General features: G+C 42.8%; 11 protein-coding genes. 7 read left to right on the top strand and 4 right to left on the bottom strand.

The window, feature by feature from the left end; all coding sequences use genetic code 11:
• Positions 1 to 20: 20 nt before the first annotated feature.
• Positions 21 to 1,739 carry a 2-oxo acid dehydrogenase subunit E2 gene (locus ACTXGF_RS22485; protein WP_443532680.1) on the top strand — a complete coding sequence of 573 codons (1,719 nt, stop codon included), beginning with the start codon at positions 21 to 23 and terminating at the stop codon, positions 1,737 to 1,739.
• A 195-nt stretch (positions 1,740 to 1,934) separates the two neighbouring features.
• Here ACTXGF_RS22485 and ACTXGF_RS22480 read toward each other — a convergent pair whose 3' ends face one another.
• Positions 1,935 to 2,576, bottom strand: a complete 642-nt coding sequence (locus ACTXGF_RS22480; RefSeq protein WP_443532939.1) for an OmpW/AlkL family protein — start codon at positions 2,574 to 2,576, stop codon at positions 1,935 to 1,937.
• Between the two features lie 713 nt (positions 2,577 to 3,289).
• Between ACTXGF_RS22480 and ACTXGF_RS22475 the strand changes: the two genes are divergently transcribed.
• Positions 3,290 to 4,273 (top strand): ion transporter, encoded by a 984-nt coding sequence (locus tag ACTXGF_RS22475; protein WP_057759421.1) that lies wholly within the window; start codon positions 3,290 to 3,292, stop codon positions 4,271 to 4,273.
• Positions 4,274 to 4,399: 126 nt separating this feature from the next.
• On the opposite strand, the gene ACTXGF_RS22470 is transcribed toward ACTXGF_RS22475, so the two are convergent.
• The 3 genes from ACTXGF_RS22470 to ACTXGF_RS22460 all read right to left on the bottom strand — a co-directional run bounded on the left by ACTXGF_RS22470 (position 4,400) and on the right by ACTXGF_RS22460 (position 9,355).
• On the bottom strand, positions 4,400 to 5,047 hold the full coding sequence (locus ACTXGF_RS22470) for a TerD family protein (protein WP_443532683.1): 648 nt from the start codon (positions 5,045 to 5,047) through the stop codon (positions 4,400 to 4,402).
• A 97-nt stretch (positions 5,048 to 5,144) separates the two neighbouring features.
• Positions 5,145 to 6,287 (bottom strand): helix-turn-helix transcriptional regulator, encoded by a 1,143-nt coding sequence (locus ACTXGF_RS22465; protein ID WP_443532684.1) that lies wholly within the window; start codon positions 6,285 to 6,287, stop codon positions 5,145 to 5,147.
• Between the two features lie 227 nt (positions 6,288 to 6,514).
• Positions 6,515 to 9,355: an AAA family ATPase gene (locus ACTXGF_RS22460; RefSeq protein WP_443532686.1), complete on the bottom strand. Its 2,841-nt coding sequence runs from the start codon at positions 9,353 to 9,355 to the stop codon at positions 6,515 to 6,517.
• A gap of 357 nt (positions 9,356 to 9,712) precedes the next feature.
• On the opposite strand from ACTXGF_RS22460, the gene rsmG reads away from it, so the two are divergent.
• From rsmG to ACTXGF_RS22435, 5 genes are all read left to right on the top strand, one after another.
• On the top strand, positions 9,713 to 10,429 hold the full coding sequence (gene rsmG / locus ACTXGF_RS22455; RefSeq protein WP_443532688.1) for a 16S rRNA (guanine(527)-N(7))-methyltransferase RsmG: 717 nt from the start codon (positions 9,713 to 9,715) through the stop codon (positions 10,427 to 10,429).
• A 238-nt stretch (positions 10,430 to 10,667) separates the two neighbouring features.
• Entirely contained in the window at positions 10,668 to 11,447 is a 780-nt protein-coding gene (locus tag ACTXGF_RS22450; protein WP_057759431.1) for a ParA family protein, read from the top strand.
• 158 nt (positions 11,448 to 11,605) lie between these two features.
• Positions 11,606 to 12,769: a ParB/RepB/Spo0J family partition protein gene (locus ACTXGF_RS22445; RefSeq protein ID WP_443532690.1), complete on the top strand. Its 1,164-nt coding sequence runs from the start codon at positions 11,606 to 11,608 to the stop codon at positions 12,767 to 12,769.
• A 91-nt stretch (positions 12,770 to 12,860) separates the two neighbouring features.
• The gene (locus ACTXGF_RS22440; RefSeq protein ID WP_443532692.1) at positions 12,861 to 13,586 is read left to right on the top strand and encodes a MotA/TolQ/ExbB proton channel family protein; all 726 of its coding nucleotides are present in this window, start codon (positions 12,861 to 12,863) and stop codon (positions 13,584 to 13,586) included.
• A 65-nt stretch (positions 13,587 to 13,651) separates the two neighbouring features.
• Complete coding sequence (locus ACTXGF_RS22435) at positions 13,652 to 14,083, top strand: ExbD/TolR family protein (RefSeq protein ID WP_057759437.1); 432 nt, start codon at positions 13,652 to 13,654, stop codon at positions 14,081 to 14,083.
• Positions 14,084 to 14,092 lie beyond the last annotated feature (9 nt).

The raw sequence follows: 14,092 nt of genomic DNA, 5'->3' as shown, positions 1-14,092 counted from the left end.
ATAAGACGAGGAAATAAATCATGGACATTAAAGCCCCCGATTTAGGTGTGGATAGCGCCGAAGTCAGCGAGATTATGGTAGAAATTGGTGATGTCATTGCAAAAGACGACAACATCGTATTATTAGAATCTGACAAAGCATCGGTTGAAGTACCAAGCTCTGCTGCTGGTAAAGTGACTAAGATTAGCGTTGCTATCGGTGATCAAGTCAGCGAAGGTATGGTGCTAATTGAGCTTGAAAGCGCAGATGATAGCGCAGAAAGCAACGATGAAAATGCTGCTGAAAAGCAAGAAGCGAACAGCACAGACGATGTTAAACCAGAATCAAAACCTGAGCCTACTGCAACTGAATCAAAGCAATCAGAGTCTGCTGCCAAGCCAGCCGCTAATGCTGGTAAAGCAACTACTCATGCATTACCTGATTTAGGTGTTGATGAGGCACAAGTTTCTGAAATTATGGTGAGCGTTGGTGATACTGTTAGCGCTGAACAGTCGATTTTGCTAATCGAATCAGACAAAGCTTCGGTTGAAGTACCAGCGCCAGTTGCTGGTAAAATTGAAAAAATCTTGGTCGAAGCAGGTGATATGGTTGCTAATGGTCAGGACTTTATCGTCATCATGGAAAGTAGTACAGATGATGCTAGTGATAGTGAGTCTGAAGCTCCTAAGCCACAAGAGTCAGCACCAGCTAAAACAGAAGATAAATCAGCTGCTAAAACCACTGGTGAGCCAAAACAAGCTGCCAAAACGACCAATACTGATATAGCTGCTAGCAAAACAGAGGGTAAATTAACTGAAGCACAGGTCAATGAAAAATTGGTTGATGTGTATGCAGGTCCTGCCGTCCGTAAACTAGCGCGTCAGTTGGGTGTTGATATCACACAAGTGAATGGTTCAGCTCTAAACGATCGCATTCTAAAAGAAGACTTGTTTGCACATGTTAAAAACAGTCTAACCAAGCAGAAAGCGGCACCTGTGAGCAGTAATCCTGTTAGCTCAGGTCTACCGAAACTGCCTGACATGAGTAACGCTGAGATCTGGGGTGAGACAGAAATACAAGACCTCAGCCGCTTGCAGAAAGTCTCGATACCACAGCTCAACTACAATACTTTGCTACCGCAAGTAACGCAGTTCGATCTGTCTGATATCACTGAGACCGAAAAGCTGCGCGGTGAGCTAAAAGGTGGCATGAAAGCAGAAGGTATTGGCTTCACTATCTTGGCCTTTGTGGTTAAAGCAACTGCTTACGCGTTGACCCAGCACCCACGATTCAACAGTCACTTGAGTGATGACAATACTCAGGTCATATTGCGTAAAAGTGTCAATATGGGTATTGCTGTGGCAACAGATGATGGTCTTATCGTACCTGTTATCAAAAACGTACAAGATAAAGGCCTGAAGCAAATTGCGATTGAGATTGGCGAGCTTGCAGTAAAAGCTCGTGATAAGAAGCTCAGTACCAAAGATTTACAAGGTGCAAGCTTTACTATATCGAGCCAAGGTAACTTGGGTGGTACCGCCTTCACGCCACTAGTTAATTGGCCACAAGTTGGTATCTTAGGTGTCTCTGAAGCAAGTATGCAGCCACGTTGGGATGCTAAAAAACAAAGCTTTGAGCCACGTTTGATGCTGCCACTGTCTTTGTCTTATGATCACCGTGTGATTAATGGCGCAGACGCTGCTGTATTCACTCGTTATATCGCAACGCTATTAGCAGACCCACGTCGTATCTTGATCTAAAGCTAGCTAGCAATTAGAAAAGACTGCCTACGGGTGGTCTTTTTTTATGGAGATTATTTGTTCTTACAGGTTATTAACTTTTTTTATAAATAATTGCTTAGTAGTTAGAGTAGACAAACGGTAGTAGCCTTAATTAATAAGCATAAAAAAGCCAGCTATCAAGCTGGCTCTTATTACGCATTGTATTTTACTAACTTAGAACTGTTTAACGAATGCTACGCCATATACCCAAGGGCTGATATCAACTTCGCCAATATCATCACCGTTTAGGCTTGCATCTGTTTTAATGTCCATATAACGGGCATCAATACGGAAAGATTCAGTTGGAGCAAAAGGAATATCAATACCAACATGACCAGCTACACCAACGCTATCATCAAGTTCTAAATCATAGTCACCAGCGAGAGGAATATAAACCTTTTCTTCAAAGAAAGTAGTGTAGTTCACACCAACACCAACAAAAGGCTTCACATTCATAGGCAAGTCATAGCCATCGAAGTGATACTGTACAGATAGAGTAGGTGGTAGATGCTGTGTTTTCGCATCAATAGTAGTATCACCAGCTTTTAGGGTAATGTCATGATGAAATGGAATAGCAGCTAGTAATTCAACACCAACATTGTTAGCGATGAAATACTCACCACTGATAGTTGGGCGTACATCACCATCAACATCAACTTCAAAGTTGCCTAAGCCAGTAGATACTGTACCGTTGTCACTTTTAGGATCAACATAATGTGCGCCAGCAGCAACAGACCAAGTACCAGCAGGGACTGCAAAAGCAGTTGTCATTGTAAGTGCAGCAGCAGTTGCTAAAACTAGGGATTGTAGTTTCATCATTTCATTCCTTAACGTAATAAAAAATTATCAGCAGTTTTCTAATGAGGGATGGCATTAGCTACTGATACATAATGTCATGATTAAAGTTTAATCTGTAACATTTAATGTCTATTATAATACGAAAATCATTATTATTGATAAGGTTTTGAGCATAAAGTAGCAATATTTCTGCAATAAATTACATTTACATGTAATTCAATTGTCTACAGTCTATAATTAAACACAACAAAAGCTGCTTTTTAAGTAAGTGTCATTGACGTAAGTCGGTATCTCTTATTTATGATTCAACAAGAGGTGCAATATATTATGCTTGGCTATTGCAGTAACTCCCCTCTACGCTGTACGAATGCGCGTACGATGAAAATATTGAATCAGGTAGACTCTTGTTGTCCTGAATGTCACTTGTTTTTGATACCTGCGCAAGATATTAGCCAGCAGCTTCGCGCTGACGAACAGTTCTTAAGGTTCTCTATCCTACTAATTGTGTTTATACTGCTGGTATCGGTCTATATTTATTATCTGCATTTTGTATAGCCGATAGTCACGGCTGATAATAGACAGGTCAGTACAAAATGAAGCGTTTCTGATAAAAATCACAGATGATTGCTGCAAATATATCCTATGTTCTGTGATGAGAGTTTGGTTCTTATTGTTTGACCGTTGTTTTATTCTACTAATATCAAATCGGTATTTCACCGCATAGGGCTGGCATGTTATTCCAATCTATACGGCGCTTGCGTCATTTTGTTTATGATATTTTACAAAATGAAGAACATGACACGTTATTTAGCCGTTACGTTGATTATTTCCTTATATTTTTGATTATGACTAACGTAGCGGCTGTGATAGCCGAGTCTGTCGATCAGTGGTATTACCCTTATCAAGATTACTTCACATTATTTGAAAACTTCTCTATCGTTGTCTTTTCTATTGAGTACTTACTTCGTCTGTGGAGTGTGGCTGAAGCAAAGCCCGATAATACAACGTGGAAACAGCGATGGGATTGGCTTAGAAGCCCATCTGCATTGATTGATTTAGTAGCTATCGTGCCCGCCTTTTTGAATTTCTTTGTCAACATTGATTTGCGTTTCTTGCGTATTTTACGTTTGTTTCGAATCCTAAAATTGACGCGTTATTTTGCCTCAATGCGCATCTTGCTAGTCGTGATTAGCAAGGAGCGAGGCTCATTTCAGGCCGTTATTTTTATTCTTATTATTATGATTGTGACTGCCTCTAGCGGTATTTATTTAGTGGAGAATCACGCACAGCCAGACGAGTTTGAGTCTATACCTAAAGCGATGTGGTGGGCTGTGGTGACACTGACAACCGTAGGCTATGGAGATGTCACGCCAATTACTAATGCTGGCAAAATATTGGGTGCGGTCATTACGATATTGGGTGTGGGTCTTGCCGCACTGCCGGCTGGTATTCTAGCGACGGGATTGGCGAATGAATTGGCTCAGCGCCGTGAAGAGCTTGAACAGCATTTTCGTGAGCAGTTAATTGATAGCGATTTTGATCTGGTACAGAATCAGATGATGATTGATAAAATTCGTCGAGAGCTGGGTTTAGATAAAGAGCAGGCACAAAATATCGTTTTACAAGTACTTCGAGAGCAAGAGCTTGAACGGCGTGAAAAAGAAGTTGAGACGCGCCAAAAGAACTTCTGTCCGCATTGCGGTGAAGTTTTATAGCGAAGTGTGAAATGATTTATAACAATAGGTTTTTAGCAGTTAATTACAGCTAATGCTTTACTCATAAAAAGAGGTCTTGTGTTTGGATAGCATAAGACCTCTTTTATATGCGATGACCAGTTGCTGTTATATCCCTTGAGGGATAGGCAGTGCACGTGCTAATTCATGAGCCACTTGTTGTGCTGCATCTGCTAGACCCTCTGCAGTGAGTGGTAAGTTTTGCAATGTTAAATGCCAGTCATCAACAGATCGACGCAAATGCGCTACCCATAACGTCGTGCAGTCGCGTGGAAGCTGCTTAAGGTTGACTTCAAAACAACGGTTTCCTTCATCGTCACTCAGGTGAATTTCGCCTTTTTTCACCCTAGAAAACGAATGACCGTGGTATGAGTTGGCGATTAAACCAATATGAGTAATATGAGCAGGAATTTTTTCGAGTTCCAATCTGATTTGCTCTTGATCAAGCGGGGCAAGATACATGGCTTGTTCACCGCGATCCTTACCATTTAAGCTGTCTCCTTGATGCTTGACCGATTCAGCTTTATCTCGCAATTGTTTAAACCAAACGATGTCACTGATGACGCAATTGTCATCGTACAACACGCAAGCCAAATCAATATCCATTGCGCTTTGATTTTTTTTGAAGCGCTTAAACATGCCTTTTGGCTCAATTTTGGTAAATTCATAATTGAGCGCAAAGAACAACGTTCCTGCGTCTAGTCCCAGTCCTCGTAAACTATCTGACAACAGTGGTGATGGGGCAGTGGTCGACATAACTTTCCTTTTTTATTCTTAGTTTTTAACCGTTATCTAGATTTGGTATTTACTTACTTAAGGCGTACGGATGTAAGATTGTCTCATGTCAGTGACGTTATTCATTGATTGCTGTCGCAGGTTTGTCTAATACTGCTTGATAAAGTAGATCAGGCTTAGCATCTAATAAGCCACTACCAAATCCACGTAGCCACCAGACCAGCTGTGAGGTTAAATTAACAGTGGCCTTTACAGTAAGGGTGTTATCCTCATTTAGCGTCACGGTTTGATCGTCATTAAGCTTACTTTCGGTCAGACTCTTACCAGCTTGCCTAGTGAACCTAAGCTCAACAGCGGTATTCTTGCCACGCTCATCCAATTCGCCAAATAGTGGGTGACTAAAGCCCATACTGCCTTCATCCAAATAGGTATCGAGTTGAAAATTCTCTGGCGTTTTTGCAGCGGTTTCGAGAATCTCAACACTATCAAACCGATGTAAGGCAAAGGTGCGAATAGTGGATTTTGGGTCGTCGGTACGAGTTGCCAGTAGATAGATAATCACGCCACGCTGGATAATTGCGATTGGATTTAGGGTGTATTCGCTGGCTTGTAATTTGTTGCTACGAGTATAACAAGCATGAATCTGCAACTGATAAAATAGCGCGTGGTAAATATTGTCTTTACTATCCAAATCTATATCTGGTGCGATAAGCGGCTGTGTGGCAGGCTCGATACGCACTCTGTCTATCCAAGAGTGGGTCACTTTGCTGTTTTTGAGCTGTCGCCGTGCTAAGTCAAACCAAGGAAATAATTCATCTAAGATAACAGGTGGCAGTAACTGGGTCAGATTGGCCTCGACCATATTAAAAGCAACCGCTTGTGATAAGTTCATGTGCGGCAAACTTTGTAATGGGGCATCTTCTTTCCAGCGCCATCCTTGTGGATTGGCATTGTTTTTTTCGATAGGGAAGCGTTTGGCAAGGGCGTTCAAATCGCGTTGGACAGTACGTAGGCTGATATCGAAGCCTGCCATCATTAGCTGCTCATAAATATGCGTGGTGCCTACCCAGCGATTGCGCTGCAGCTGTGATAGTACCTGCCATTGCCGAGCAGTCGTTGCCGCACCATGTCGATTGTCATTAATATTGGCGGCATTGGCCTCTTTTGAGGTGCCGGTGTCTACAGCTGCAAGCGCACCTGCCTGCTCACTAGGATTGGACTGAGCTTGGATGTTATCAGCATCAGTAGGATGTACAGTCATTAAGAGATACCCTTTATGAAGTTACAAGTCGGTTTCTGGCACGATATTGCTCGATCAGGAACCGTTAATCATCGCAGAAAAGCAGCGTAGCGTCTAGCGACGTTCATGCATGCGTATGTTTATTTAATAGTTACTATTCGATGGTTGCTGCTCGATCTAGCCATAGACATAACAATGAATCTAGTCGAACAGCAATGTGCGTGCGTATCGGTAGTACCGTTCAAATTTTAATTGCCATCCTCATCGACAGCTGTTGTCTCGCTATCGTTTAGGGTGTCATCAATAGGCTTAGCATCACTTTGCTTGTTACTTTCCTCGTTACCTTTCTTATCACTTCTCTCACCTTTTCGCTTTTCTTTTATTCTCTTATCTTCTTTCTTTTGACGTTTTTCTTTACGCTTTTTCTTCGCTTTCTTTTTGGACTTTTCATCATCGATGTCGTCCGTGCTCTCTTGATTTTCATCCCATAGCATCAGACGGCTTAATACTTTGCCAAATAAAGTATCTTTACGATAACGGCCTTTTTCATTCATGGTGTCGATGGGCAAACCAGTCATCAACGTCAGGGCCTCACTTAGAGTATAGACGCCATAGATATGAAATTTGCCTCTATTTACCGCATCGATAATGTCGTCACGTAGCATCAGTTGTTTGACATTAGTCATCGGAATGACGACGCCTTGATCGCCTGTTAGCTCTTGCTCGCGGCAGGCGTCGAAGAAACCTGCGATTTTGGCATTGATGCCACCAACTGCCTGTACTTCGCCTAACTGGTTCATAGATCCAGTAATTGCGAGAGACTGATTGATGGGGACGTTTGCTAACGCGGATAGCAATGCACAGCCTTCGCTCACAGTGGCACTATCACCATCGATTTGCGCGTAGCTCTGCTCGAATGCCAGTGAGGCACTAAAATTCAGCGCATGATGTTGACTAAATAGCGCGCGCAGATAGCTGGTCATAATCAGCATGCCCTTGGCGTGTAAACTACCGCCCAAGTCTACATCACGCTCAATATCAAGAATTTCACCTGTGCCAATATTGGGCTGAATGACCGCAGTAAGCCGTGCTGGCATGCCAAACTCACTATCAGCATAACTGACCACGGTCAATGCATTAACTTGTCCGATAGCATCGCCTTGCGTTTGGATTAACTGCTGGCCGTTTTTCAGCTCATCCCAGTACAGATCGCGCAAATATCCTGAACGCTCATCCATGTCATCGATTACTTGAGTGACGTGATCTGCCGTCACCATAGTCTCATTATTTAAGCGAGCGTGACGGTTTGATTCATGCAATAGTTTAATCAATAAGTCACTGTGTAGGCTTAATCGATCTTGTTCTTCAGCTTGCAGGCTTAAGTGCTCAAGCAGCGTAGCTTGCGCGCTACTATCAAACGGATAAAGGTCGGCATGATCGATGATATCGGCCATTTTTGCGACCAGTGCCAATTCATGCTCAATGGTACGAGGCACATCGTCATGAAAGTCAGCGCGGACTTTGAATACCGCATCAAATTCAGGCTCAAGCTCTAGTAGCTCGTAATATAAATCTGCTTCACCTAACAAGATAACCTTGATATCTAAATCAATAGGCGCTGGTGAAAGAGATAAGCTACCGGTTAGCGTCAGCATTTGCTCTAGACTTGATAGTTTGATTTTTCGTGATTGTAATGCACGCTTTAAGCCTTGCCACGCATAAGGATGCTCAAGGACGTGGCTGGCTTCTAATAGTAAATAGCCGCCATTAGCGCGATGTAGAGCACCTGCACGAATCATACTTACGTCAGTGGTTACTGTGCCTAATTGGGTGATTTGCTCGACATGCCCCAATAAATTGAGATGGGTTGGCAAATCCTCAAAGACTACGGGCGCGCCACTGTCAGGTGTGTGACTGACAATAACATTGACCGCATAACGACTGGGCGTCGTAGCCAATACTGCCGTCACAAACTCTTCATCATCGCCATTGACGATACGCTCTACGTGAGTGACCATATCATCGAATACAGCTTTGAGATATGCCACGACAAGTGAATGAGTTGCAAACTGCTTATAGATAGGGGTAAATAATGATTGTAGAGCACGTTGGGCAATACTACGATGTAACGCCTCAATCTCATCGTTGGCTTCGTCTTCTAGCTGCTCTAAAGCGATGGTCAGTTGACTCAGGCGCTTTTGCATATGGTTCTTTTGTACAAAGTTATTCAGCTCAGCTTCATACTCATTATTGCTATATGTGGAGTCTTGATTTTCTTTACTCTTGTTATCTTCATCGCTCAAAATGTTAACTTTTTCGCTATCATCGAGCTTTTCTGAATTTTTTTGATTGTTAGGTGTTTCTACCTGTTGGTTATCATCACTGTTGCTTTCTGTAGGCAGTTGACTAGGATGAACAAATACGGCTTTATTATCAAACGAGCGAAACGTCAATGCTAGGTCATATTGCTTGCCTTCAGCATTAAGCGCGTCATAGGCATGACTTTCTTTTTGATGAGTACTGTTTTTGATGGCTTCGATTTTGCTTTGGTATTGATCGCTACGAAAGCGTTGGCTTAAACGCTTTTTTGCTTGCTGCCATAAGTTATTAACTTGCTGCTGTAATAGCGAGGCTTGACCAGCTGGTAGACGCAGCGCCAATGGTGTGCGTGGATCAGTGAAATTATGCACATATACCCAATCATCAGGCGTTGGTGCGTCGGCGGCAATACGCGTCAAAAGACGACTAATCACAGTACGCTTACCCAAACCGTTTTCACCAGCGGCAAACACATGGTAACCACTGGCTTTAATATCCAGCGCTGTATGCAATGCTTTAAGCGCGCGTTGTTGGCCAAAACCAACATCTAAGTCAGGCGCAGTACGTGTATCTGTAGGTAACTCATCAGGGTCGCTATAGCGTTTTAATTGTTCAGCGGAAATGCGACAATTTTGCTGAACTTCTATGAAGATAGGGTTTGGGGTATCAGGTGCTGTTTGCTTAGGATTTTTTGTATCGGTAGCAGGTACTACCATATTGTTAGCGTCTTTTGATACTTGCGATATAGGGGTGTAGGGTTGTTCTGTCATAGGCGTTTGAAAAATCATCTTAAAAAGTATTAAAGGAATATGAGAAGTGATTGGTTTTATCTAGTCATGCGTATTCTGAGTTTTTTATAATCAATCATGACATCTTACAAGATATAGCCACCTATTAGCGAAGTCATTAAGCGCAGTTTTGTATCATATTTAGACAAATGCTTGAGCGTAAACAGTAAAAAACGAATGACTTAATCAGCGAATTGGAGGCAATCAAAGCAGAATAACGCCTCATGATCAGCGTAGATAGTATAAGATGTCCCACATTGGCGCAATCTGCAACTATTCAATGGGCAGACTGCATGATAAAATAAACGGTTCACAAGTCAAAACTGGATAACTCGTTGTATGTCAGCTTCCGCTAAAAACTCTTCATCGTCTGCTAGTATGGGTAATATCAATATTGATCCGACTGGTTTCGTAAAGCTTGGTGCGCAACTGCCAAAGCTGGCCAATATCTTGGCGCAAGCGATAAATGAGCTGGGTCTGCCGTTAAGTGAAACGCAGCAGCGCACGTTATTATTGTACTTAGACCAGCTTTTATTATGGAATAAAGCGTATAATCTGACCGCGATCACTGATCCAGAAGAAGCGCTGATCAAGCATGTGATAGATTGTCTGTCTATTATAACGCATTTACCCGCCGGATCGTTGCTAGATATCGGCACGGGAGCAGGGTTGCCAGCAGTTATTATTGCCATTTGTCAGCCTGAGCGCCAGTGTACTGCGCTTGATAGCAATCAGAAGAAAATTCGCTTTATTAAGCAAATTAGCAGCGAGCTTGGTTTGAGTAATATGCAGCCAATCGCATCGCGTATTGAAGCGCATGAAGCAAGCTATGCTGTGGTGACATCACGAGCGTTTGCCAGTTTGATAGATTTTGTAGAAGTAGCGCAGCCAAGATTAGCAGATGGCGGCTTCTTATGTGCTATGAAAGGTAAAGTGCCGAGTGAAGAAGAGCTGCAAGCACTTGATAGTGATTGGCATATCAAAACCATCAAGCTGACAGTACCACGTTTGCACGACAGTCGTCATTTAATTGAAATGTCTGCTAAAGATAGTTAAAGCATAAATACTTCGCAGTCATGAAACAGGCACTGTTTTTTGTGAAACACAGTTTACGTCTGTATCTAAATGACATAGTATTTAAAAGCATTTAAAATACTCGACCGTAAACTGAGTATTTTAGACCATGAATGGCTGATTTCTAAATACTGAGCGAGTGTCGCTGTACAAGACTGAACAAAAATAATCGTACCAACCGAGTCAAAAGTAATAGACCCTAATAAAATTGAGTGAGTGTATGGAAATCATAGCAATTGCGAATCAAAAAGGCGGTGTGGGTAAAACCACAACGGCAGTAAATTTGACCGCTAGCTTGGCTGCTAAACGCAAACATGTACTGCTGATTGACTTAGACCCACAAGGTAATGCGACCAGTGGTACAGGTGTTGACAAAAACGAGTTGGATCTTACCATAGCGGACGTTTTGCTAGATGGTGTCGCGTTGTCTGAAGCAATTGTTACTAGTCCTGCAGGGTTCGATGTCATCGGTGCCAATCGCGATTTGGCTGGCATGGACATTACCTTAATGAGTAAGACGGACAGTCATGAACTGTTTAAAACCGCCATGGCTGAATTGGTTAACGATCAGGTATCTACACAAAAACAGCCATACGATTATGTGATTATAGATTGTGCGCCTAGTTTGAATCTACTGACGATTAATGCGTTGGTGGCTACAGATAGTGTGATTATCCCTATGCAGTGTGAGTACTATGCACTAGAAGGGTTGGCTGACTTATCGCAAACGATTGAACGTCTTACAGAGTTGAACCCTAAGCTATATATTCGCGGTGTGGTCAGAACGCTATTTGATGCGCGTAACACGCTTGCCCGTGATGTCTCTACTGAGCTAGAAGCGCATTTTGGCGATATCATGTACAAGACCCATATTCCAAGGAATATTCGCTTGGCAGAAGCTCCTGCGCACGGCTTACCAGTTATTGCGTATGAGAGATGGTCAAAAGGCGCACGCGCGTATCAAAAGCTGGCCGCTGAAGTGATGAAACAAAGCAACTAGTTTTTATCTAAAGTCTCTTACAAAGGATTTTTAGATAAAAAGCGTCACTGATCAAGACAGTAAATGAATAGCATAAGTATAGAACACTTAACATTGTATTTAGTAAGCCGCATCAGTAATCAATTGGCTTTTATTTTAGCGTTAGAGGATAGGTAATCATGGCGAAGAAAAGAGGGTTGGCTGCTAATCGGGGCTTAGATGCCTTATTAGGGTCAATCAAAAAAGAAAAGCAAATTACCGCCTCTGCCTTGCAAGACGACATGGTGGCGCGTGAAAATGCTGCGCCAGATATTAATGTGCCTGCAGATACTAATGCGCCTGTAGATACTGTATCCACAGATATAGCGCCTGATATCACTCCGACAAAAGCCAGTGAAAAATCATCTGCGAAGACTACTGATAACGATGCTGTTAGTGAGAGTAGTACTCGCGCGCCACGTTCATCTCGCACTACTAGCAAGACGTCGCTCAACAAATCGCGTGGCAATAGTGCAGATACGAGCACAACCGAAGACCAGATTAGCCTTGTCCAGATCGATGTCACACGTTTGCAAGCAGGTAAGTATCAGCCTCGTCGTGATATGAGTGAGACAGCACTTGCAGAATTGGCATCTTCTATCGAACAGCATGGCGTGATGCAGCCTATCGTTATCCGCCCGCTATTGGCAAATGAAGATAAGAGCGAAGCATTTGTCACTCACGAAATTATCGCTGGTGAACGCCGCTGGCGTGCAGCAAAAATGGCAGGAAAAGCAGTTATTCCTGCGATTGAGCGCGCTTTATCTGACGAGTTGGCGATAGCCCTAGCATTGATTGAAAACATCCAGCGCGAAGACTTGTCAGTGATTGAGCAGGCGGCGGCGTTGCAGCGCTTTCATACGGAGTTTGGTATGAGTCATGCCATGATTGCTGAAGTCGTTGGCAAGGCACGTACGACAGTATCGAATCTACTCCGCTTAAATCAGCTGCATGATACAGTAAAAGACCATTTGGCCAACAGTGCGCTAGATATGGGTCATGCTCGTACACTTTTAGCATTGTCCTCTGAACAACAACCTATCATCGCGCAAAAGATTATCGATGGCGGTATGACCGTGCGAGAAGCTGAAAAATTGGTCAAGTCAATCTTGCAGCCAGCGCCCAAGATCAACCGTGCTGAACAAGCACAATCTCGTGATGTAGAGCGTTTGACCCAAAGATTGACAGACATGCTTGGTGCTGAAGTCAAACTAAAGCATAAAAAAGATGGTCAAGGTAGTGTTGAGATATTTTTCCACAATCAAGATCAATTAGCTGCGTTGATTAAACATATAGAAGCTTAGGCTTGAGAACGTTTGCGAGTTAGCTGTATCTATCCAAACGCTAAATCGCTTCTGAATAACTATTTTTGCAAAAATATGGAAGAGAGTGGGTATGTGGGAGTTGGTAAAAGCAGGTGGCTGGCTAATGACACCTATCGTGGTCTGTTCTATATTGGCTTTGGTTATCATCATTGAACGTAGTCATACGCTACAGTTTAACAAAGTCGCTCCTAGTAGGTTACGCGAACAGCTAATAACTCGTTTACGCGAAAATGGCGATATTGGCCGCACACAATTGATGAATGTAAAAGAAAAGACGGCGCTTGGCGATATCTTGGCAACGGGTTTGCTTTACCGTCAGTATGGGCTAGAGTCGATGACGATGCACATGCAAAATCGTGCCAGCGTCCAAGTTCATCAGTTAGAAAAAAACATTAATATGCTAGGTACTATCGGTGCGATAGCGCCGTTGCTTGGCCTATTGGGTACGGTACTAGGGATAATCTCGTCATTCTTAGCGATTACCGATGGTGCCATGCAAGATCCGACGATGCTAGCCGCTGGTGTATCACAGGCACTAATTACTACTGCTGCTGGTATGATCGTTGCTATCCCTGCGTTGGTTGCTTATCGTTATTTTCAGCGCCGTATCATTGATATTAATGCTCAGTTTGAGACTCAAGCAGGGCTTATGATTCAAGAGCTGTATGATTATCACTTACTTGCTAGTACGCAGTCATCTACATCTTCTAGCCATAAGTCAATAGACGATAGTATAGTGCAAGAACGTTCATTCGGTGGGTTGGATTCTGATAAGACCAGCATAGCGGCAGTGTAGTAAATGCGGTTTTAAAGAATAGAAATCTTAAGCCTGTAAATGGTAGCTGAATTAAAGAGATTGATATGCGTTTTAGAAAACCAACGGTTGAACCGCTTGAAATTAATCTAACACCGATGATTGATTGTTTACTGTTTTTGATTGTGTTTTTATTACTTGCTACCTCATTCAATCACTTTAGTCGTTTAAATATTATTCTTCCGGAAGCGGAAGGTGTTGCACTGACAGAACAAAACAACAGTATCGAAGTAGCTGTGCAAGAGGATGGTAGCTATTTGGTCAACGGCATTACACTTGCTAGTAGCAATGAAGCTGAACTGACCAGTATGTTGCAGCAAGAGGCGGGCAGTAATCGCGATATGCTATTTGTTATTGCAGCGGATGCCAATGCGACGCATCAGTCTGTGGTACGAGTGATGGATATTGCTGGAAAGCTCGGATTTTTGAATTTAAACATCAGTACAGTGGTACCACTTGGCCAAACGCTACCGCAATAACATATATAG

Origin of the sequence: Psychrobacter sp. 1Y6, from assembly GCF_052258385.2 — a bacterium.
Taxonomy (GTDB): domain Bacteria; phylum Pseudomonadota; class Gammaproteobacteria; order Pseudomonadales; family Moraxellaceae; genus Psychrobacter.
The sequence above is the reverse complement of the archived record's forward strand: the minus strand, read 5'-3'. Positions and strand labels throughout refer to the sequence as shown.